Source organism: Paracoccus sp. S4493, from assembly GCF_000967735.1.
Lineage (GTDB): Bacteria > Pseudomonadota > Alphaproteobacteria > Rhodobacterales > Rhodobacteraceae > Paracoccus > Paracoccus marcusii.
The window spans coordinates 42,473-63,695 of the sequence record NZ_JXYF01000008.1 but is presented as its reverse complement, the minus strand read 5'-3'; the positions used below and the strand labels follow the sequence as shown (position 1 = coordinate 63,695).

The 21,223-nt window shown below is 68.2% G+C and carries 24 protein-coding genes; 11 read left to right on the top strand and 13 right to left on the bottom strand.

All coding sequences use genetic code 11. The features are described from left to right. Positions 1-34: 34 nt before the first annotated feature. The gene (yghU, locus tag TW83_RS02025; protein WP_045981102.1) at positions 35-898 is read left to right on the top strand and encodes a glutathione-dependent disulfide-bond oxidoreductase; all 864 of its coding nucleotides are present in this window, start codon (positions 35-37) and stop codon (positions 896-898) included. 127 nt (positions 899-1,025) lie between these two features. On the opposite strand, the gene ilvC is transcribed toward yghU, so the two are convergent. Then, complete coding sequence (ilvC, locus tag TW83_RS02020; protein WP_045981101.1) at positions 1,026-2,048, bottom strand: ketol-acid reductoisomerase; 1,023 nt, start codon at positions 2,046-2,048, stop codon at positions 1,026-1,028. Positions 2,049-2,176: 128 nt separating this feature from the next. Here ilvC and TW83_RS02015 point away from each other — a divergent pair, with 128 nt between their 5' ends. Genes TW83_RS02015 through TW83_RS02005 form a run of 3 tightly spaced genes read left to right on the top strand, consistent with a single transcriptional unit; the run spans position 2,177 to position 3,595 of the window. Continuing rightward, on the top strand, positions 2,177-2,632 hold the full coding sequence (locus TW83_RS02015) for an Lrp/AsnC family transcriptional regulator (protein ID WP_045981117.1): 456 nt from the start codon (positions 2,177-2,179) through the stop codon (positions 2,630-2,632). Beyond that, positions 2,629-3,087, top strand: coding sequence for an Lrp/AsnC family transcriptional regulator (locus TW83_RS02010; protein ID WP_045981100.1), 459 nt, complete (start codon positions 2,629-2,631; stop codon positions 3,085-3,087). Before TW83_RS02015 ends, TW83_RS02010 begins: the two co-directional genes overlap by 4 nt. Before the next feature lie 58 nt (positions 3,088-3,145). Then, positions 3,146-3,595 carry a DUF305 domain-containing protein gene (locus tag TW83_RS02005; protein ID WP_045981116.1) on the top strand — a complete coding sequence of 150 codons (450 nt, stop codon included), beginning with the start codon at positions 3,146-3,148 and terminating at the stop codon, positions 3,593-3,595. 15 nt (positions 3,596-3,610) lie between these two features. Here TW83_RS02005 and ilvD read toward each other — a convergent pair whose 3' ends face one another. Continuing rightward, positions 3,611-5,449, bottom strand: coding sequence for a dihydroxy-acid dehydratase (ilvD, locus tag TW83_RS02000; RefSeq protein WP_045981099.1), 1,839 nt, complete (start codon positions 5,447-5,449; stop codon positions 3,611-3,613). Positions 5,450-5,623: 174 nt separating this feature from the next. Next, on the bottom strand, positions 5,624-5,938 hold the full coding sequence (locus TW83_RS01995; protein ID WP_045981098.1) for a multidrug efflux SMR transporter: 315 nt from the start codon (positions 5,936-5,938) through the stop codon (positions 5,624-5,626). Positions 5,939-6,159: 221 nt separating this feature from the next. On the opposite strand from TW83_RS01995, the gene TW83_RS21765 reads away from it, so the two are divergent. Beyond that, a complete protein-coding gene (locus tag TW83_RS21765; protein ID WP_164871395.1) occupies positions 6,160-6,333 on the top strand; it encodes a hypothetical protein in 174 nt (57 codons plus the stop codon). Between the two features lie 4 nt (positions 6,334-6,337). Here TW83_RS21765 and TW83_RS01990 read toward each other — a convergent pair whose 3' ends face one another. From TW83_RS01990 to TW83_RS01975, 4 genes are all read right to left on the bottom strand, one after another. Beyond that, entirely contained in the window at positions 6,338-6,937 is a 600-nt protein-coding gene (locus TW83_RS01990) for an HNH endonuclease (RefSeq protein WP_045981097.1), read from the bottom strand. Between the two features lie 157 nt (positions 6,938-7,094). Next, a complete protein-coding gene (locus TW83_RS01985; RefSeq protein ID WP_045981096.1) occupies positions 7,095-7,751 on the bottom strand; it encodes an alpha/beta fold hydrolase in 657 nt (218 codons plus the stop codon). Next, positions 7,748-8,380, bottom strand: coding sequence for a DNA-3-methyladenine glycosylase (locus tag TW83_RS01980; protein ID WP_045981095.1), 633 nt, complete (start codon positions 8,378-8,380; stop codon positions 7,748-7,750). The genes TW83_RS01985 and TW83_RS01980 overlap by 4 nt, the downstream gene beginning before the upstream one ends. After that, positions 8,373-8,996 carry a GntR family transcriptional regulator gene (locus TW83_RS01975; protein WP_045981094.1) on the bottom strand — a complete coding sequence of 208 codons (624 nt, stop codon included), beginning with the start codon at positions 8,994-8,996 and terminating at the stop codon, positions 8,373-8,375. Before TW83_RS01975 ends, TW83_RS01980 begins: the two co-directional genes overlap by 8 nt. A 64-nt stretch (positions 8,997-9,060) precedes the next feature. Between TW83_RS01975 and TW83_RS01970 the strand changes: the two genes are divergently transcribed. After that, positions 9,061-9,723: a pyrimidine 5'-nucleotidase gene (locus TW83_RS01970; RefSeq protein WP_045981093.1), complete on the top strand. Its 663-nt coding sequence runs from the start codon at positions 9,061-9,063 to the stop codon at positions 9,721-9,723. 71 nt (positions 9,724-9,794) lie between these two features. Next, a complete protein-coding gene (locus TW83_RS01965) occupies positions 9,795-10,994 on the top strand; it encodes a UbiH/UbiF family hydroxylase (protein ID WP_045981092.1) in 1,200 nt (399 codons plus the stop codon). A 64-nt stretch (positions 10,995-11,058) separates the two neighbouring features. Here the strand turns inward: TW83_RS01965 and dapA are convergent, their stop codons facing one another. Beyond that, positions 11,059-11,934 carry a 4-hydroxy-tetrahydrodipicolinate synthase gene (dapA, locus tag TW83_RS01960; protein WP_045981115.1) on the bottom strand — a complete coding sequence of 292 codons (876 nt, stop codon included), beginning with the start codon at positions 11,932-11,934 and terminating at the stop codon, positions 11,059-11,061. A 123-nt stretch (positions 11,935-12,057) separates the two neighbouring features. Between dapA and TW83_RS01955 the strand changes: the two genes are divergently transcribed. Continuing rightward, positions 12,058-14,121 carry a lytic transglycosylase domain-containing protein gene (locus tag TW83_RS01955; RefSeq protein ID WP_052714578.1) on the top strand — a complete coding sequence of 688 codons (2,064 nt, stop codon included), beginning with the start codon at positions 12,058-12,060 and terminating at the stop codon, positions 14,119-14,121. On the opposite strand, the gene TW83_RS01950 is transcribed toward TW83_RS01955, so the two are convergent. The 3 genes from TW83_RS01950 to TW83_RS01940 form a co-directional block, all read right to left on the bottom strand. Beyond that, entirely contained in the window at positions 14,087-15,040 is a 954-nt protein-coding gene (locus TW83_RS01950; protein WP_084697205.1) for a DMT family transporter, read from the bottom strand. The two genes, TW83_RS01955 and TW83_RS01950, sit on opposite strands and share 35 nt — an antisense overlap. Before the next feature lie 99 nt (positions 15,041-15,139). After that, positions 15,140-15,928 (bottom strand): inositol monophosphatase family protein, encoded by a 789-nt coding sequence (locus TW83_RS01945; RefSeq protein WP_045981091.1) that lies wholly within the window; start codon positions 15,926-15,928, stop codon positions 15,140-15,142. Between the two features lie 73 nt (positions 15,929-16,001). Then, positions 16,002-16,916, bottom strand: a complete 915-nt coding sequence (locus TW83_RS01940) for a LysR family transcriptional regulator (RefSeq protein ID WP_045981090.1) — start codon at positions 16,914-16,916, stop codon at positions 16,002-16,004. Between the two features lie 92 nt (positions 16,917-17,008). On the opposite strand from TW83_RS01940, the gene metF reads away from it, so the two are divergent. Continuing rightward, positions 17,009-17,881: a methylenetetrahydrofolate reductase [NAD(P)H] gene (gene metF, locus TW83_RS01935; protein ID WP_045981089.1), complete on the top strand. Its 873-nt coding sequence runs from the start codon at positions 17,009-17,011 to the stop codon at positions 17,879-17,881. A 7-nt stretch (positions 17,882-17,888) separates the two neighbouring features. Here the strand turns inward: metF and TW83_RS01930 are convergent, their stop codons facing one another. Together TW83_RS01930 and TW83_RS01925 are read right to left on the bottom strand one after the other, a co-directional pair. Then, complete coding sequence (locus tag TW83_RS01930) at positions 17,889-18,965, bottom strand: DUF2235 domain-containing protein (RefSeq protein WP_084697203.1); 1,077 nt, start codon at positions 18,963-18,965, stop codon at positions 17,889-17,891. A gap of 35 nt (positions 18,966-19,000) precedes the next feature. Next, positions 19,001-20,155, bottom strand: coding sequence for a type III PLP-dependent enzyme (locus tag TW83_RS01925; RefSeq protein WP_045981088.1), 1,155 nt, complete (start codon positions 20,153-20,155; stop codon positions 19,001-19,003). A gap of 165 nt (positions 20,156-20,320) precedes the next feature. Here TW83_RS01925 and TW83_RS01920 point away from each other — a divergent pair, with 165 nt between their 5' ends. Next, positions 20,321-20,752, top strand: coding sequence for an Lrp/AsnC family transcriptional regulator (locus TW83_RS01920; protein ID WP_045981087.1), 432 nt, complete (start codon positions 20,321-20,323; stop codon positions 20,750-20,752). Positions 20,753-20,820: 68 nt separating this feature from the next. Continuing rightward, entirely contained in the window at positions 20,821-21,171 is a 351-nt protein-coding gene (locus tag TW83_RS01915) for a DUF1428 family protein (protein WP_045981086.1), read from the top strand. The last annotated feature ends 52 nt before the right edge of the window (positions 21,172-21,223 follow it).

The following is a 21,223-nucleotide window of genomic DNA, read 5'->3' as shown; positions in this document are numbered from 1 at the left end:
CATCTCTGATCCGACGCAATCACAGGACACCCCGATGAGCGACGACTATAACCCGCCCAAGGTCTGGACCCCGGGCAAGGAGAATGGCGGCCAGTTCGCCAGCATCAACAAGCCCACCGCCGGGGCCCAATATGACCGCGACCTGCCCGTGGGCCAGCATCCGCTGCAGCTTTATTCGCTGGCAACGCCCAACGGGCAGAAGGTCACGATCCTGCTGGAGGAGCTGCTGGAGGCCGGCCATGACGCCGAGTATGACGCGTGGCTGATCAAGATCGGTGACGGCGATCAGTTCGGAAGCGGCTTCGTCGCGGCGAACCCGAACAGCAAGATCCCCGCACTGATGGACCATTCGGTCAGCCCCCCGCAGAGGGTCTTCGAATCAGGATCCATCCTGCTGTACCTGGCCGAGAAATACGGGGCCTTCCTGCCCACGGATTCCGCCGCACGAACCGAGACATTGAACTGGCTGTTCTGGCAGATGGGCGCGGGCCCCTATCTGGGCGGCGGCTTCGGGCATTTCTACGCCTATGCACCCACCAAGATCGAATACGCGATCGACCGCTTTACCATGGAGGTCAAGCGTCAGCTGGACCTGCTGGACAAGCGCCTGGCCGACAGCCGCTTCATCGCGGGCGACGACTACACCATCGCCGACATGGCGATCTGGCCGTGGTACGGGCGACTGATCACGGGGGGCGCCTACGGCGATGCGGCGACCTTCCTGGATGCCGAAAGCTATCGCAACCTGCATCGCTGGCAGGCCGAGATCGCGGCGCGCCCGGCGGTTCAGCGTGGCATCATGGTGAACAACGTGTCCGGCGATCCCGCGAAACAGCTGCATGAACGCCATGACGCGTCGGATTTTCAGACGAAGACGCAGGACAAGCTGCAGGCATGAGGAAGGGGGGCGTTGCCCCCCGTCCTTCGGACTCCCCCCAGGGTATTTGGACAAAGGAGAATGACATCTTCTTTGCCCAAATACCCCACGGGGGTCCGGGGGGTGTGAAACCCCCGGCTTCGACAGATCAGTTGCGCGCGCGGTCGACCATCTTGCCCTTGGAGATCCAGGGCATCATCTCGCGCAGCTTGGCGCCGACCTGTTCGATCTGATGCTCGTCGTTGATGCGGCGCGTCGCCTTGAACGACGGCTGGCCGACGGCGTTCTCCTGCATGAAATCGCGCACGAACTTGCCGGTCTGGATGTCGCGCAGGACGGCCTTCATGCGGGCTTTCGTCTCATCATAGGGCAGGATGCGCGGGCCGGACACGTATTCGCCGTATTCGGCCGTGTTCGAGATCGAGTAGTTCATGTTCGCGATGCCGCCCTCGTAGATCAGGTCGACGATCAGCTTGACCTCGTGCAGGCACTCGAAATACGCCATTTCGGGCTCGTAGCCGGCCTCGACCAGCGTCTCGAAGCCCATGCGGATCAGTTCGACCAGGCCGCCGCACAGGACCGCCTGTTCGCCGAACAGGTCCGTCTCGCATTCCTCGCGGAAGTTGGTCTCGATGATGCCCGACCGGCCACCACCGATGGCCGAGCAGTAGGACAGGCCGATATCCATCGCCTTGCCCGAGGCGTTCTGATGCACCGCAACTAGGCAGGGCACGCCGCCGCCCTTGGTGTATTCGCCGCGCACCGTGTGGCCGGGGCCCTTGGGCGCCATCATGATGACATCGACGCCGGGCTTGGGCTCGATCAGGCCAAAATGCACGTTCAGGCCGTGGGCAAAGGCGATCGCCGCGCCTTCGCGCAGGTTGTCATGGACGTACTTCTTGTAGGTCTCGGCCTGCAGTTCGTCGGGCATGGTGAACATGATGACGTCGCACCAGGCGGCGGCTTCGGCGATGCCCATGACCTTCAGACCCTCGCCCTCGGCCTTCTTGGCGGACGGGCTGCCCTCGCGCAGGGCCACGACGACGTTCTTGGCACCGCTGTCACGCAGGTTCAGGGCGTGGGCATGGCCCTGGCTGCCATAGCCCAGGATCGCGACCTTGGCGTCCTTGATCAGGTTCACGTCGCAATCGCGGTCATAGTAAACGCGCATGGGGAAGTCCTTTCGATTTGCTGACACCGTTCTAGCCGTTAGACAGGGTTCGAACCTCCGCATTCGATCAAAGATTCATGCGTCTTGCGAAAAGATCATACCATGATAATGCCAGTCTCATGACTTTCATGCCTGATCCCACCGATCGCCGCATCCTGCGCCAGCTTCTGGCCGATCCCGCCGCCGCAAATGCGACGCTGGCCGAACGCGCGGGCGTCACCGCGGCCAGCCTGTGGCGACGGATGGAGCGTATGCGCGAGGCCGGCGTCCTGCGCGGCGTGCAGGCCCGCATCGACTGGCGCGCGATGGGCTGGGCGGTCGAGGTCAGCCTGCGCTTCACGCTGGACAAGACCAACCCGCGCGCCTTCGACGAGTTCGTCGCAGCCCTGCGCCAGGTCCCCGAGGTGATTGAGATCCAGTCCTTCCTGGGCAGCGTCGACTGGCGCGCCTCGGTCATCGCCCGCGACATGGCGCATTGGCAGCAGGTCTATCGCGACCGCATCCTGACCCTGCCGCATATCGCCGAACTGGACGCGCTGATGCTGGTCGCGACCATCAAGGACAGCGAGGATCTGGCCCTGTGACCGACCTGGACGCGACCGATCTGGCCATCCTGCGGGCGCTGGCACGCGACGCGACCACCAGCGCCGCCGATATCGGGCGCGCGGTCGGCATCGGCCAGCCTGCCGCGTGGCGGCGCATCAGGCGACTGACGGATCAGGGCGTGATCGCCGGCCGGCGCGTGGTGCTGGACCCGGCCGCGCTCGGCTTTGGCGTGACCGTGTTCCTGGGGATCAAGCTGGCCGCCAAGGGCCGCACCGGGCTTGAGGATTTCGAACGCGCCGTCACCGCCATCCCCGAGGTGCAGCTGGTCCAGCACGTCCTGGGCCAGTTCGACTACCGGCTGCGAATCACCGCCCGCGACATCAGTGATTTCGAACGCATCCTGCGCCGACGCATCATGACCCTGCCCGGCGTGGGCCAGGTCGAGGCGAACGTGATGCTGTCCGAGGAACGCCGCCCCGGTCCCTTGGGCTGAGGGAACATCGGCGTGGGTCCCCTGTTGGGGGCAGGCACTTCTTATGAAAGGCCATGCCATGACCCATGCCCGCTTTCTGGCGACCGTCGCTGTCTCGACCGTTGCGATGTTCGCGATGATGTATCTGAACACCTGGAATCTGTCGCATGTCCGGTTCAGTCAGACCCGCGCCTGGATGGCCCTGTATATGGGGGGCGGGATGGCGATCGTGATGCTGGTCGCGATGTGGCGGATGTTTGCGAACCGCCGCGCCAATGTCGCGGTCCTGGCGGGGGCGGTCGTCGTCCTTGGCCTGGGCGTCGCGATGGTGCGCAGTCAGGCGACGGTGGACCAGGTGTCCTGGATGAAGGCGATGATCCCGCATCACTCCATCGCCATCCTGACCAGCACCCGGGCCCAGATCACCGATCCCCGTGTGCGCGCGCTGGCCGATGGCATCATCGAGACGCAGCGCCGCGAGATCGCCGAGATGGAGGCGCTGATCGGCGACTTGGAGGGCGCCAGGTGACCGGCGCCCCGCCACTTACTCCGGGATCACCCGGACGGCGCCCTTTGCCGCGCTGGTGGTCATCGCCGCATAGGCGCGCAGGGCCGTGGTGATCTTGCGCTTGCGCGGCTTGGCGGGCTTCCAGCCTTCTGCATCGCGGGTGGCGCGGCGGGCGGCCAAGGTCGCGTCGTCGACCACCAACTCGATCTTGCGGTTCGGGATGTCGATGCGGATCAGGTCGCCCTGCTCGACAAGGCCGATCGTGCCACCCTCGGCCGCCTCGGGAGAGACATGGCCGATCGACAGCCCCGAAGACCCGCCCGAGAACCGCCCGTCGGTCACCAGCGCGCATTCCTTGCCCAGACCCTTGGATTTCAGATAGCTGGTCGGATACAGCATCTCCTGCATCCCCGGCCCGCCGCGCGGTCCTTCATAGCGGATCAGCACGACCTCTCCGGCCTTGACCTTGCCGGTCAGGATGGCACTGACGCTGTCGTCCTGGCTTTCGAAGATATGCGCGGGCCCCTCGAAGGTCAGATTCGAATCGTCCACCCCCGCCGTCTTCACGATGCAACCGTCCTCGGCCAGGTTGCCATACAGCACCGCCAGCCCGCCATCGCGCGAGAACGCGTGCTCCGACGACCGGATCACGCCCGCCTCGCGGTCCAGGTCCACGTCGTCATAGCGGTTCGCCTGAGAGAACGCGGTCTGCGTCGGCACCCCGCCCGGCGCCGCACGGAAGAAATCGTGCACCGACGCCGCGGTCGTGCGCGACACGTCCCACCGGTCCAGCGCCTGCGCCAGCGTGCCGGAATGGACGCTGCCCACCGAGGTGTCCAGCAGTCCGGCGCGGTCCAGCTGGCCCAGGATGGCCATGATGCCGCCGGCGCGGTGGACGTCCTCCATGTGCACGTCCGATTTCGCAGGCGCGACCTTGCACAGCACCGGCACCTTGCGCGACAGGCGGTCGATGTCGGACATGGTAAAGTCGATCTCGGCCTCATGCGCCGCGGCCAACAGGTGCAGGACGGTGTTGGTCGACCCGCCCATCGCAATGTCCAGCGTCATCGCATTCTCGAAGGCGGCAAAGCTGGCCACGTTGCGGGGCAGGACGCTGAAGTCGTCGCCCTCGTAATGGCGCTTGGCCAGGTCGACGATCAGGTGGCCCGCCTCGACGAACAGCCGCTTGCGGTCGGCGTGGGTCGCCAGGGTCGATCCGTTGCCCGGCAGCGACAGGCCCAAGGCCTCGGTCAGGCAGTTCATTGAATTGGCCGTAAACATACCCGAACAGGACCCGCAGGTTGGGCAGGCCGACCGCTCGATCGCCTGCACATCCTCGTCGCTGACCGAATCATCGGCCGCCGCGACCATGGCATCGACCAGGTCCAGCGCCTTGACGCGACCGTCCTGCAGCACGACCTTGCCCGCCTCCATCGGCCCGCCCGACACGAAGACGGTGGGGATGTTCAGGCGCAGCGATGCCATCAGCATGCCCGGCGTGATCTTGTCGCAGTTGCTGATGCAGACCATCGCGTCGGCGCAATGCGCATTGACCATGTATTCCACCGAATCGGCGATGACCTCGCGCGAGGGCAGCGAATACAGCATGCCGTCATGGCCCATGGCGATGCCGTCGTCGACCGCGATGGTGTTGAATTCCTTGGCGATGCCGCCGGCCGCCTCGACCTCCCGGGCGACCAGCTGGCCCAGGTCCTTCAGGTGGACATGGCCGGGCACGAACTGGGTGAAGCTGTTGACGATGGCGATGATCGGCTTGCCGAAATCGCTGTCCTTCACGCCTGTCGCGCGCCACAGGCCCCGTGCGCCGGCCATGTTGCGGCCATGGGTGGTGGTGCGGGAACGATAGGCGGGCATGGCGGATCTCCTTTGGCTGGCATTGCGTCTATCACCCCTCGGCGCGGAAGGAAATTACCCCCGACGCGGGAATTTCGCGGTTTTCTGTCGGAAGGGCGCGACGCGGCGTGGGGTCCGGGGGGCGCAGCGCCCCCGGCCGTCGCGGGACGCAAGCGCGCCCCGTCCTGGGGCCTGTCAGGAGGCCAGCTTCATCGTGACGATGCCTGCGACGATCATCCCCGCCGCCGCCATGCGCATCGCGGTGACGGGCTCTGCCAGAAACACCACACCCACGACAAAGCTGCCCACCGCGCCGATGCCCGTCCAAACCATGTAGGCCGTCCCCAGGGGCAGCGACCGCATCGCCGTCGCCAGCAGCCAGAACGACGCGATCATGCCGACGACCATCACGATGGTGGGGATGGGGCGGGTGAACCCGGCCGAATATTTCATCGCCGTCGCCCAGACGATTTCCAGAAGACCGGCCGTGAACAGAAGAAGCCATGGCATGGCTGAACCCTCCGAATGAGCCGGGCCGTCCCGGAAGTGTCAGCCCGTCAGGGGGAGGTCGTCCTCTGCCGCCCCATCTAGGACGCCTGATTCCCCCGGTCAAGACGCCGGATCTCGGCGCGATCCCGCCCCGTCCCCGTCAAAACGTCGCGCATTCTCCGCATGGCCTTCCCAACCCGACCCATGCGGCCCATATTGGATGTCAGGAGAAGGAGTGTCCCATGCCGCTGACCCATTTCCTCGCGTTGATCGCCGTGACGATCCTGGCCGCCGCGGTGACGCTGTGGGCAGGGCTGTCGGCGGGCGTTCCCCCGATCGCCTTCCTGCTGCTGGCGCTCAGCGGTGCGGTGCTGGTGCATCTGAACAACCGCGACCGCCACGATCACGACGGCTGATCGCTCAGCTATCCAGTTCGGCGTCCCAGTACAGGAAATCCATCCAGCTGTCGTGCAGATGGTTCGGCGGAAAGCGCCGCCCGATCGCATGCATCTCGTCCGCTGACGGTCGGCGCGCGGGCTTGCGCAGCTGCATGCCGGAGTGGCGCAGGCTGCGGTTGGCCTTCTTCAGGTTGCAGGGCGAACAGGCCGCGACCACGTTCTCCCAGCTGGTGATCCCGCCGCGCGACCGCGGCACGACATGATCGAAGGTCAGATCGCCCTTGGCCCCGCAATACTGGCAGCAGAATTCGTCCCGCAGAAAAAGATTGAAGCGCGTGAATGCCACGCGCTTCTGGGGTCGGACGAAATCCTTCAGCACCACCACCGAGGGGATGCGGAACGCCTGTCGCTGGCTTCGCACCTCGTGGTCGTATTCGGCGATGATGGTCACCCTGTCCAGGAACACCGCCTTGATCGCCTCCTGCCACGGCCACAGCGACAGCGGATAATAGGACAGCGGCCGGTAATCGGCATTCAGGACCAGCGCCGGGAAATGGCGCAGGTTGGCCGGCTCGCGCACGAACTGCGTTCGGAAATCGGAATGAAGATGGTCGTCCAGCATAGCGCCTTCCCGTCTGCCCCGTGGGGTTGACCGGGGCGCCCGTCAGATCCGTTGCGTCGACTATATCTGGCGGCGGTGATCTGGCAAGCCCCCGCATCTATTCCCGACGGACCATCCCATAGACGCCCAGGATGACAGCAGCGTGACGACCCCGCGATCAGTCGGGCAGATGCTCCTTCAAAAAGGCCAGCGCGACCGACAACCCGTCCGGAGAGATGCCGTGCCCGGTCCCCTGCATCACGTGGCCATAGACGGTGAATCCCGCCTCCTGCAGGGTCTGGCCGGCAAGGGACATGTCGTCGAAGGGCACCACCTCGTCCTGGTCGCCATGGATCAGCAGGACCGGCGGCTTGACCCGCGCCTCCTCCGCCAGGACCTCGGGGGTCAGCAGGCGGCCCGAAAATCCGACGACCCCCGCCACGGCCACGTCGCGGCGCGGGGCCACGTGCAGCGCCATCATCGTGCCTTGGGAAAAGCCCACCAGCACCATCCGGTCGGGGGTCAGTTCCTCGGCGGCCAGCACGGTGTCCAGGAATTCGTTCAGCGCGGTCACCGACTGGCCCATGCTGATGCGGGCGTCGACCTCGGACGATCCGTCCAGCCAGGGAATCGGGAACCACTGGAACCCCATCGGATTGTTGCGCGACGGCTCGGGCGCGTCGGGCGCATAGAAGGCCGTCGTGGGCAGATGCGGCGCCAGAGGCTCGGACAGGCCTAGAAGGTCTGTCCCGTCGGCGCCATAGCCGTGCAGGAAGACGACGACCGATCCGGCCTTCTCGGGGCCCCGGCGGGCGGATTGCAGCGGTTCGGTCATGATATTCCCTCGCGTCCTTTGGCCCAGCGGTAATAGGCCCAGAGCCCCCGCGCCGCAACCGCGCGCCACGGCGCCCAAGGCTCGGCCAGCGCACGCAATGCCGCGGCACCGGGGCGTTCGGGCAAGCCATACATGCCGCGCGCCGCCTCCTGCAGTGCCAGGTCGCCCGCCGCGAAGACGTCCCTGCGGCCCAGTGCGAATTTCAGATAGATCTCGGCCGTCCAGACCCCGATGCCCGGCAGGGCCACCAGCCGGGTCATGGCCTCATCATCGGGCAGATCGCGCAAGCCTTCCCAATCCAGCCCCGCCGCGGCGATCCCCCTCAGATAGCGCGCCTTGGGACGCGACAGCCCCGCGGCACGCAGGCTGTCGTCATCGGCCTCGCGCAGGGTCGCCTCCCGGTCCAGCCCCGCTGCCTGCAGCCGCCCCCAGATCGCCGCCGCCGCCGCGACCGAGACCTGCTGGCCCACGATGGCCTGCGCCATCGCCGCGAACCCGTCCGGCTGGCGGCGCAGTGGCAGCGGGCCCAGCTGGGGCAGCACCCGCGCCCAGACCGGGCAGACGGCCGTCAGATGCGCGGCCCCTTCGTCGATGTCGGCCTGGGTCAGGATCAGGCGCGGCTCAGCCACCCGCCTGCGCCTCCAGCTTCAGCCGCGTCTCCCACGCCATCGAGATATGCTGGCGAAGCGCACGGTCCGCCGCCGCCCCGTCCCCTGCCGCGATCGCCTCGACGATGCGGGCATGTTCGGCCAGCGCGGTCTCGCCCCGCCCCTCGGCGGCCAGCGACGTCCGCGCCATCAGCGCCATGGTCCGGTGCACCAGGTCCAGCTGCTGCACCAGATAGCGGTTGTGCGATGCCAGGTGGATCTGACGGTGGAAGCGTTTGTTGGCCCGCGCCAGCGCCTCGGGGTCGCCCTTAGTGCGGCGGTCCTCCTCTACCATCTGGGCCAGCACGCGCACCTCCTCGGGCGTCGCGTGGCGGGCAGCCAGGCGGGCGGCCAGCGCCTCCAGCTCGGCCCGCACGGTGTACAGCTCGGCCAACTGGTTGTGGTCCAGCGATGCGACGATCAGGCTGCGCCCGTCGCGCACCAGCATGGCCTGGGTCTCCAGCCGCTGCAGCGCCTCGCGCACAGGGGTGCGGCTGACGCCGAACCGCTCGGCCAGCTCGGATTCGACCAGCCGGTCGCCGGGGCGGTATGTGCCGCCTTCGATGGCGGTCAGGATCAGGGAATAGGCGTCTTTCATCCGCGAACGATTGGCCCGCGCGCGCCGAATTGCAAGCGGCCAGCGCGCAAGCTATGCCTCTGCCATGGATTTTTCGCATGTCACCGCCTGGATCTTCGATCTGGACAACACTCTCTACCCGCCCGAGGCGCAGCTTTTCGCGCAGATCGAGGTGCGGATGACCGCCTGGATGATGCGCGCGCTGGACGTGCCGCAGGATCATGCGAACCGCCTGCGCGCGGATTACTGGCGGCTGCACGGCACCACGCTGGCCGGGCTGATGGCCGAACATCAGGTCGATCCCGCGGCCTATCTGGCCGACGTGCACGACATCGACTTTTCCGTGCTGACCCCCGACCCGGACCTGGCCGCGGCCATCGCGGCCCTGCCGGGGCGGCGGATCATCCACACCAATGGCGACGCGGGTTATGCCCGCCGCGTGCTGGCCGCCCGCGCACTGCCCGAGGACCTGTTCGACGCCGTCTATGGCATCGAGGAGGCGGGCTTTCACCCCAAGCCCGACCCGCGCGCCTATGCGCCGATCCTGGCCGCGTCCGGCATTGATCCCACGCGGGCCGCGTTCTTCGAGGATGACCCGCGCAACCTGATCGTCCCGCACGACCTGGGCATGCGCACCGTGCTGGTGGGCGACGGTCGCCACGGGCCCGACGCGCTGACCGGCGGGGTCGGCCCGCATGTTCAGCACCGCACCCATGACCTGACCGGCTTTCTGCGCGCGCTGGTCTGACTGCGACAGCGCCGCCCCTTTCCCCCGCCCGCGCGGCGGGGCAGTCTGACCCGGAACCGAAGGGGCCTGCCATGACCGACACGCGCATCGACGACATCGACATCCTGATCTCGGGCGGCGGGCTGGCCGGTCTGATCGCCGCCTGCGCCTTCGGGGCCCAGGGGTTCTCGGTCCTCTGCGTCGATCCCGCCCCCCCGGTGACGGAGGAGGACGCGGCGGGCGCCGACTTGCGCTCGACCGCCTTCCTGATGCCCTCGGTCGCGCTTTTCGAACGCATCGGGCTGTGGGAGCACCTCGCCCGCCACGCCACCGCGTTGCAGGTGATGCGCATCGTCGATGCCGGGGGCGCCACCGCCACGCCGCGCCTGACCCGCGACTTCGACGCGGCCGAGATCGGCGACCAGCCCTTTGGCTGGAACCTGCCCAACTGGCTGATGCGGCGCGAGCTGATGGCGCGCATCCAGGCCCTACCCTCGGTCCGGGTGATCCACGGCATTGGCACGGCGACGGTCCTGCCCCGATCCGAAGGCGCGGTCGTGACCCTGACCGACGGCCGCCGCCTGCGCGCCCGCCTGCTGATCGGCGCGGACGGCCGCGATTCCGCGGTCCGTCGCGCCTTGGGCATCGGCACGCGCACCTGGCGCTATGGGCAAAAGGCGCTGGCCTTTGCCGTGACGCATGAACAGCCCCACCACAACGTCTCGACCGAGGTGCACCGCTCCGGCGGGCCCTTCACGCTGGTCCCTCTGCCCGACCGCGAAGGACAGCCCGGTTCGGCCGTGGTCTGGATGGACGACGCCGCCGCCATCGACGCGCTGCTGGCCCTGCCCGCCCCAGACTTCGAAGCCGCGCTGAACGACCGCTCCGCCGGTGTGCTGGGGCACCTGCGCCAGGCGACCCCCCTGACCGCCTGGCCGATCGTCAGCCAGATCGCCGACCGCTTCGCCGGCCCCCGCACCGCGCTGATCGCCGAGGCCGCGCATGCCCTGCCCCCCATCGGCGCGCAGGGCCTGAACATGAGCCTGGCCGACCTCTCGGCGCTGCTGGAGCTCAGCCGCGCCGACCCGGGCAGCGCCGACAGCCTTGCCCGCTACAACCGCACGCGCCGCCCGGACGCCTATGCACGCATCCTGGCCATCGACGCCCTGAATCGCGCCAGCCAGGCGCAGCTGCGCCCGCTGCGCGACCTGCGCGCCGCGGCTCTGGGCGGGTTGTACGGAATCGCACCCGTGCGCCGGATGATGATGCGGGCCGGCCTGGGTCTAAGCTAAGACACCGGCACCGCGCGACACCGGGGGGTGCGGGGGGCTGGCCCCCCGCCGTCGCGGGACGCACTCAGATCAGGCCCGCATGCTCCAGCGCCGCGTCGATCAGATGGCGCGTCGGTTCGGTCAGCGGCGTCAGCGGCAGGCGCACCCGCTCGTGGCACAGGCCCAGGCGCGACATCGCGTATTTCGCGCCCACCAGCCCCGGTTCGACGAAGATCGCCAGATGCAGCGGCATCAGCCGGTCCTGGATCTCCAGCGCCGCCGCGTAATCGCCGCGCAGCGTGGCCTCCTGGAACTGCGCGCACAGGCGCGGGGCGACGTTCGCGGTCACGCTGATGCAGCCCACCCCGCCATGCGCGTTGAAGCCCAGGGCCGTCGCATCCTCTCCGGACAGCTGGATGAAATCCGCCCCGCAGGTCATGCGCTGGCAGCTGACGCGCTCCAGCTTGCCGGTCGCGTCCTTGACCCCGATGATCGACGGGATCTTCGCCAGGACGCCCATCGTCTCGGGCATCATGTCGACAACCGACCGCCCGGGGATGTTGTAGATAATGATCGGCAGGTCGCAGGCATCCGTCAGCGCGGTGTAATGCGCGATCAGCCCCGCCTGTGTCGGCTTGTTGTAATAGGGCGTGACGACCAGACCCGCATCCGCGCCCACGCTGGCCGCGTGCTGCAAGAGGCCGATGCCCTCGCGCGTGGAGTTCGACCCGGCGCCCGCGATGACCGGGATGCGACCGTTCACCGCACGCACCACCTCCTCGATGACGGTGCGATGCTCGTCATGGGTCAGGGTGGGGCTTTCGCCGGTGGTGCCCACGGGCACGATGGCGTGGCTGCCCTGTTCGACATGCCATTCGACCAGCTTCTTCAGCGTGTCCAGATCCAGCTCGCCGTCCGGGGTGAACGGCGTGACCAGGGCTGGCATCGACCCTTTGAACATGACACGCTCCATGATGATCCTTGGTGAAAGCAGGCAATTGCGCGGCCATCCCTAACCAAGGGCCGCGAACTTGCCAAGGTTGTGAATTGCACGCGGGGCGTTTGACGGTGACACAGGGTGGTGATGCGACTTCTGCGTGACATGACGATGGTGGGCCTTCTGGCCCTGTCCCTGGCCCTGCCCGCACGGGCCGAGGATCCGGGCGCGATGGCGCTGGCCCTGGCCGCGACCCAGGTTCAGGACTGGGTGACCGCACGCGACGCCGCCCGCGCCGCAGGCCCCTTGGGCGAGGCGCTGGTCGGCTGGCACGCCCTGCGCGCAGGCCACGGCGATTTCGCCGATTACGCGGGCTTTCTGCGCAACCATCCCGACTGGCCCGGCCTCGACCTGCTGATCCAGCGCGGAGAGGCGCGGCTGCGCCCCGGCGCCGATCCCGACGACATCCGCCTGTGGTTCGACGGCCGCAGCCCCACCACGCGGGCCGGCCTGAACGCGCTGACCGCGATCCTGCCCGACGCCGATGCCGCCCGGACCCGCCAGGCCTTCTTCACCACGCAACCCCTGCCGGCCGAGGACGAGGCCGCCCTGCTGGCCGCCTTTCCCGAACTGCTGCCGCTGATCCCCGCGCGCATCACCGCGATGCTGGATGCGGGGGAATGGGCACAGGCCGAACGCCTGCTGCCCCGCCTGCCCGAGGCCGACCGCCCCCTGCCCCGCGCCCGGATCGCCGTGCAGGCGGGCCGTGCCGGCGTCGACGACCTGATCCTGGCGCTGCCTGCCGACCTGCGCGCCGACCCCGGCCTGGCGATGGACCGCTTCGACTGGCGCGTGGGCGCAAAGCAGCATGAGGGCGCCCAGGCCCTGCTGCTGGAATCCTCGACCAGCGCGGAGGCGCTGCGCATTCCGGCGCGATGGGCGTCGATGCGGGTGGATTACACGCGGCTGGCCATGCGGAACGGCGACTGGGACCGCGCGCTGCGCTTGGCCACGCCGCATTTTCTGACGCCCGACAACCGCCATTACGCCGACCTGGAATGGCTGGCGGGCTTTGCCGCGTTGAAGGCCGGCGATGCGGCCCGCGCGCTGACGCATTTCGACCATCTGGAAACCGTCGTCGGCGCCGCGATCAGCAAGTCGCGCGCCTTCTACTGGCAGGGTCGCGCGCATGAGGCCCTGGGCGACGATGCCGCCGCACGCACGGCCTTTGGTGCGGCGGCCGACCTGCCCGGTACCTATTACGGTCAGTTGGCGATGGAGAAGGTCGGCCGCAGCCTGCCCGCCGATTACGCCGTGGCCGACGCGGCCATCGACACCCTGCCCGACTGGCGCGGCAGTGCGCTGCGCGAGAATCCGATCTTTCGCGCAGGCCTGTGGCTGGTTGCCAGCGGACGGCGCGACGATGCGCAGCGCTTTCTGCTGCACTTGGCGGAAACCGCGGCCCCCGACGACATCGCCCGCATGTCGCGCCTGATGTACGAGGCCGGGACCCCCTGGCACGGGCTGCGCCTGGCCAAGCAGTCGGCGAACCAGGGCGTGATCTGGCCCGTCGCGCATTTCCCCCTGACCGGGCTGGAGCGCGAGGATCTGGGTCCGCCGCCGGAACTGGTCATGGCCATCGCGCGGCAGGAATCCGAATTCAACCACACGGCCTCCAGCCCCGTCGGCGCGCAGGGGCTGATGCAGGTGATGCCCGGCACCGCCGAACAGGTCACGCGCCAGATCGGCATGCCCTATGACCTGGCGCGGCTGTCCAGCGATGCCAGCTACAACGCGCGGATCGGGTCGCAATACCTGATCGACCTGGCCGACCGGTTCGGCCCGTCCGTGGCGCTGATCGCGGCGGGCTACAATGCCGGGCCGGGGCGGTCCGCGCGTTGGCTGAACGATTTCGGCGACCTGCGCCGCGATGCCGATCCCGTGGACTGGGTCGAGCTGATCCCCTTCGACGAGACGCGCAATTACGTCATGCGCGTGGCCGAGGCGCTGCCGATCTATCGTGCGCGCATCCATGGCACGCCCGCGCCGGTCGTCACCCGGTGGGACCTGTCGGGCGGCGGTGCGGTGCCGCCCCCGCCGGCGCGGCTGACGCTGGCCCTGTCGGCCAAGCCGCGGCCCAAACCCTTCATCGGTCCGCGCCTGCCCGAAGGCTGGTTCAGCGCGACCGCATCCGCTGTCGCCACAGAGTGAACAGGCTGGCCGCGACGACGATCGCGGCCCCGATCACGACGTTGGCGCGCAGCGACTCGTTGAACAGGACCACCCCCAGGATGCTGACCCAGACCAGCTGCGTATAGCCGAAGGGCTGCAGGGCCGACGCCTCGGCCAGCTCATAGCTGCGGATCATAAGGTAATGCGAGGTCATGCCGCAGACGCACAGGCAGGCCATCCAGACCCAGTCCATCGGCGCCAGCCACTGCCAGTCCCAGATGCCCACCAGCGTCATGGCCACCGCCCCTGACACCCCGGTCCAGAAAAAGCTGACCATCGCCGGATCGTCGCGCGACACATGCCGCGTCAGCAGGCCGTACAGCGCGAACATCAGCGCGGCCGCAAAGGGCAGCAGCGCCGCCATGCTGATGACCCCGCCGCCGGGGTTCAGGATCACGATGATCCCGGCAAAGCCCACCGCAATGGCGGTCCAGCGCCGCCAGCCGACCGCCTCGCCCAGGACCGGCCCGGACAGGGCCGCGACCAGCAGCGGATAGACGGAAAAGACCGCATGGGTCTCGATCAGGCCCAGACGGACGAAGGCCTCGACCATGATCAGCACCTCCAGCGCCAGGATCACGCCGCGGGCGATCTGGGTCAGGGGGCGTTTCGTGCGGATGGCGCGTTTCAACCCGCCCGGCTGGCGCGCGACCAACGCGATCACGAACAGCGCAAAGACCCAGTACCGGATCATCACGATCAGCACCGGCGGATAGCCCCCGCCCAGGATGCGAGAGAACACGTCCTGGAAGGCGAAGATCAGGCTGACCGCGCACATCATGGCGATGGCAAGACCGGTGCGGTCGCGCATGGGGGCCTGCCCCTGCGGCGGAACCGGTGGCGGCGCCGCGACGGCGGCGGATGCGGCATAGGGCTGGGTCGGTCGGTCGTCGGACATAAGCGGGCGCCTTCAGGGTTGTCCCCTGTTGCGCCCGCCATTCCGCAAGGTCAAGCGAGGGTCAGGGTTGCACGGTCTGCAACCCTGACCTGTTGCAGCCTAGTCGCGGGCGCGGATGATCTTGGCGAAGGGGTCCAGCAGGGTGGGGTTCGCCGCGATGAGGCGACCCGATTCCAGCGGATCGTCGCCCTCGCGGATGCCGTGGACGAAGCCGCCGGCCTCGCGCACCATCAGGATGCCCGCGGCCACGTCCCAGGATTTCGTGCCGCGTTCCCAATAGCCGTCGAATCGGCCGCCGGCGACATAGGCGAGGTTCAGCGCCGCGGACCCGAAACCGCGCACGCCCGCACAGACGGGCATCAGCTGGGCCAGATCCTGGATCATCGCGGGCAGCGGGCCGGTCCCGGCATGCGGGATCCCGGTCGAGAACACCGATTCGGACAGCTTGGTGCGGCCCGACACGCGCAGGCGCTGGTCGTTCATATAGGCGCCGGTGCCCTTTTCGGCCACGAACATCTCGTCCTTGGCGGCGTCGAAGATGACCGCGGCGACGATCTCCTTCTTGTGCTCCAGCGCGATGGAGACGGCCCAATGCGGCAGGCCGTGCAGGAAGTTCGTCGTCCCGTCCAGCGGGTCCACGATCCAGCGACGGGTGGGGTCGTCGCCCTCGGTCTTGCCGGTCTCCTCGCCCAGCCAGCCATAGCTGGGGCGGGCGGTCATCAGCTCTTCCTTGATCAGGCGTTCGGCCTCGCGGTCGGCGCGGGTGACGAAATCGCCGGCGCCCTTGACGCTGACCTGAAGGTTCTCGACCTCGCGGAAGTCCTTGACGAGGGCGCGACCCGCCTTGCGGGCGGCCTTGATCATCACGTTCAGATTGGCGCTTGCCATCGGGTGCTCCGGGAATTGGGGTTGGCCGCGTCATAGGGCAGACGCGGCGGAAAGCCAAGCATCACGCACCGGCCTAGCTGGACGGGCCGCGCAGCATCCGCAGGGGTTCGGTGCGCGATAGGCGCAGCACATGCGCCATGTAGGGCTGCGACAGGTCGTCCGACCGAACCGCCGCGTACAGACGGCGGCGGATCCCCTGCGGCCCCAGCGGCAGCAGCACCAGTTCCGGGTTCGCGGCCTCGCGCCGCAGGACCCAGTCCGGCATGACCGCGACGCCCCGCCCCGATGCCACCAGCATCAGCGCCACCGCGGTCAGTTCGACCGTGCGCTGGCGCGCGGGTTCGATGTTCGCGGGCGTCAGGAACTGGCTGAAGACGTCCAGCCGTGCGCGGTCCATGGGATAGGTGATCAGCGTCTCGGCGGCCAGATCGGCGGGATCGGCATGGCCCTTGGCCGCCAGCGGATGGCCCGCCGGCACGACCAGGGTCGGCGCATAGTCGAACAGCGGCTGAAAGGTGACGCCCGCCAGATCCTCGGGGTCCGAGGAGATCACCAGGTCCACCTCCTCGCGCACCAGCGCGGGCAGCGCGCCAAAGGCCAGGCGCTGGCGGATGTCCACGTCCACGTCGGGCCAGGCGCGGCGAAAGATGTCCAGCACCGGCAGCAGCCAGTCAAAGCAGGCATGGCATTCCATCGCGATGTGCAGTCGGCCGATGCGCCCGGCCTCGACGCCCTTGAACTCTGCCTCGGTCGCCTCGACCAGGGGCAGGACCTGTTCGGCCAGGCGCAGCAGGCGCATGCCCGCGGCGGACAGGCGCATGGGCTTGGCGCGACGCACGAACAGCTGGGCACCCGACTGTTCCTCCAGCGCCTTGACCTGGTGGGACAGCGCGCTCTGCGTGATGTTCAGCACCTCGGCGGCGCGGGCCAGGCCGCCCTGTTCGTGGATCGCATGCACGGTGCGCAGATGGCGCAGTTCCAGATGCATGATGAAACGCCCTCACGTTGATGTTGAAGATTATGAATTTGTTTCACGCCGTGCCCCATGGCACAAGAGCCGCCAACACGAAGGGATTCGCCATGACCACGCCGAACGTCAGCTTTGAGTTCTTCCCGCCCAAGACGCTGGAAGCCTCGTTCAAGCTGTGGGAGACCGCCAAGGTGCTGGCCCCGCTGGCCCCCGATTTCGTGTCGGTCACCTATGGCGCCGGCGGCACGACCCGCAAGCTGACCCATGAGGCCGTGACCACGATCAACCGCCAGTTCGGGTTGCAGGTGGCGGCGCATCTGACCTGCGTCGAGGCCACCCGCGCCGAGACGATGGAGATCGTGCAGTCCTATGCCGATGCCGGGATCACCCAGATCGTGGCGCTGCGCGGCGATGCGCCCAAGGGGGCCGACCGCTTCACCCCGCATGACGACGGCTTCGCCAACTCGGTCGAACTGATCGAGGCGATCGCCGCGCGCGGCGACATGACGATCCGCTGCGGTGCCTATCCCGAACCGCACCCGGACAGCGCCGATGGCGATGCCGACGTGACCTGGCTGAAGCGCAAGATCGAGGCCGGGGCCACCAGCGCCATCACGCAGTTCTTCTTCGAACCCGAAACCTTTTTCCGCTTTCGCGACAAATGCGTCGCGGCCGGCATCGACGCGCCGATCATCCCCGGCCTGCTGCCGGTCCAAAGCTGGGCCGGGACCAAGCGGTTCGCCGCGACCTGCAACACCACCGTCCCGGACTGGGCCGAGGAGGCGTTCCAGCTTGCGGCCCTGGACGGCCCCGACGCACAGCGTGCGCTTGCGACCGACCTGTCGGTGGACCTGTGCGAAAAGCTGATCGCGGGCGGCGTGGACCAGCTGCATTTCTATACGCTGAACCGTCCCGAACTGACCCGCGACGTCTGCGCCGCCCTGGGTGTGCGCCCCAAGGCCGGGCTGGAGGCCGTGGCCTGACCACCCCTTAGGCCGGATCGACGGGCGGGCGGCGCCAGCGCGCGGCGATGGTGGCGGGCGATCTGCGACGCGGCGGGCGGTGCGCAGTCAGGTGTCCGGTCAGGCGGGCCGGGCCGGCAACGGGTCTTGGCACCGTCGGATGCAGCGCCTCGGTCATGTAGCGGCCGGCAAGGCGGGGCGTGCGCGCCAGGAACGCCTTGCCCCAGTTGCGCCACGACCCGATCGACGGCGCCGCGGCATCTCCCGGAAACAGCCCCCGCCATCCAGGCGGCAACGGCAGGCCGACCTGTTCGGCCCGATCCAGCATCCAGACCAGCGGGATGTTCGCCAAGGGCCGCGACATCTCGAACCCGGACAGCTGTCCGCCGATGTCGGGATGCGCGCCGCGAAACCACATCTGTTCGATCCGGCCCGCCGCATGGGCATCGTCCCACAGCAGCGGCGCAAAGGCGGCGCGGGTCTCATCCAGGGCCAGGGCCTGGAACCCGTGCTCGATTCCCTGCCCCAGATGCGCGTCGTGAAAGCGGAACCGCGGCTCTGTCAGCATCCACAGCACCGGCAGCCGCAGGCCCAGGGCCATCACCGTGTCAAAACAACCGACCATGCGGATCGGCGCCTGCGCATGACAGCGCCTGCGCCGGAAGGCGGCCATCGCCTGCGGCGTGCCCCCCTGGTGGTAATAGCGCCAGGCCAGCCGGATGTGGCGTTCGGTCGCCGCCTGCGCCTGCAGCAGGCCCACGCGACTGATCATCCCCGCCAAGCTGCGGATCGCGAAGGCCCCGCGGGAATAGCCCATCATGAAGATCCGGTCGCCGGGGCGATAGCCGCTGGCCAGCCAGCCATAGGCATCGGTGATGCGGGTTTCCAGGATGCGGCCCATGACCAGGTCGGGCAGCGTGCGCCAGCGGGTCCATTGCTGTCCCATGCCGTAATGGACACGGATGCGTCCGGGCGGCAGGGCGCCCAGCTGGCCCGTCAGCAGGCGGTGGATGCGGCCGATGGAACTGCGCCTGCCATCGGCCAGCGACGCGAAGGTGCCGTCCATCAGCACAACATGGATGGTGGGTGGTCTGGTCACGCTCATGCCCCCAAGCCTAGCATGGGGGCATGAGCAAACCGTTACGACAGCCGCATCACGGTCGCGTTGGTCATCGCGCCGAAACCGTTGAATCGCGTGTTCGTGACCGTCGAATAGGCGCCCGCGCCGTGGAAGATCACGAAATCGCCTTCCTGGATCGTGTCGGGCAGCGCCAGTTCGCCCGGCAGGCGGTCGACCGAATCGCAGGTCGGGCCAAAGATGACGCGGCCGCCGGCCTCGCCCTCGCGCGGGGTGCCCTTGGGGGTCAGGACCTCGATGCGGTCGATGTTGCCGATGATCGGCAGCTCGGCCAGGCCGCCATAGACGCCGTCGTTCAGGAACACGTGACCGCCGTCGCGCACGCCCTTGACCCGGGTGATCAGCGCATAGGCGTCGGCCACGATGCCGCGGCCCGGTTCGCAGACCAGGTCGGGCGCGTCGGCGCCGAACATCTCGGTCACGGTGTCGGCGATCTCCTGGAAGATCGAGGTCAGGTCGGGCTCGACGCCCACGACGCGGTGCGAGGGGAAACCGCCGCCCACGTTCAGGCGCACCGCGCGCACGCCCGCCATGTCGCAGATGTCCTTGGATACGCGGATATAGCTTTCCCATGCGATCGGGTCGGTGCATTGCGTGCCCGGATGGAAGGTCAGCGACGGGACGTATCCACGGCGCGCGACCTCTGCCAGCAGCTCGGCCGCCAGTTCGGGCGATGCACCGAACTTGGAGCCGAAGTCATAGGCCGCGCCCAGCACCGGCAGCTTGAAGCGGGGCGATATCTCGACCCCCTTGCCGTCGACCTGGGTCGGCACCTGATCGAACAGCTTGTCCAGTTCGGACCGGCTGTCCACGGACCAGGCGCGGATGTTCTGGGACACGCCGTGCGCGATCTCGGACCTTGCGCGGACGGGATTGTGGTAATGGCGCGCAGCATGCGGCGCCATGCGGCCGATCAGGTCGATCTCGAAGGGCGAGGCCACGTCGAAACCGCGGATGCCGGCGGCGACAAGGTTCTGGATCACGGCCTCGTCGGGGTTGGACTTGACCGCATAGGTCACCAGCCCCGGAAAGCCGTCGATGAATTGCCGCGCACGGTCCTGCAAGACTGTCGGCGCGAAGACCATGACCGGATGTTCCGGGGCCAGATGTCGGATGACCTCGGCCGGATTTTCCCAGACGGTCTTCTGTTGTCCCATTGCGGTTCCTTTCGCACGAGGCTGGATGATGGGTTGCGGTCCTGCAACCCGGAATGGCGCTTTTGAGTTCCGATTTCACCGATGAAAAGGCTAGAATCGCATGTCATCCCGGTTATTATGACGCAGTTCATGTCATTTTGACGAAACAGGCAGGCAGGCGCGGCTTTGGACGATCTGGATCGCAACATTCTGGCGCAGCTGTCGGGCGACGCGCGCATGTCGGTGGCGGTGCTGGCCCGCCGCCTGCGCGTCGCGCGCTCGACCGTGCAGGCCCGGCTGGAGCGGCTGGAGAGCACCGGTGCCATCGCCGGATACACGCTGCGCCTGGGAGAGGCCGCGCGCGGGGCCCGCATCCGCGCCACCGTCCTGCTGGGCATCGAGCCCCGTGCCCAGCCCGGCGTGCTGTCGCGGCTCAAGTCCCTGCCCCAGGTCGAGCGTGTGCACACCACCAGCGGCCGGGTCGACCTGCTGCTGCAGCTGGCCACATCCTCGACGACCGAGCTGGACGAGACGCTGGACCGCATCGGCGGGATCGAGGGCGTGCGGTCGTCCGAAAGCCTGATCCACCTGGCGACCAAGCTGGATCGCGCCGTCTAGGCGCGACGCCTGTTGCCTCGAATCCCCTGCGGGCGGACACTGTGCCCACCGACGCAAGGGAGGATGCGATGAGCTATTATTCCGGCTTCGTGCTGGCCGTGCCCGCGGACAAGCGCGACGAATATGCCGATCACGCGACCAGGGCCTGGCCGGCGTTCAAGCGTCACGGCGCGCTGCGCCTGGTCGAATGCTGGGGCGAGGACGTGCCCCACGGCAAGCGCACCGACTTCTATCGCGCGACCGAGGCCACCGGCGACGAGGTCCCGGTGCTGTCCTGGATCGAATGGCCCGACCGTGCCACCGCGGATGCCGCATGGGCCGCGATGATGACCGAGGACCACCCCGACATGGCCGACATGCCCTTTGACGGCGCGCGCATGTTCTGGGGCGGCTTTGCCCCCATCGTGGACCTGCGCTGACGGGCCCGGCCGCGAACCGCCACGGATGACATGCCCGGTGCCGACGGGCTTG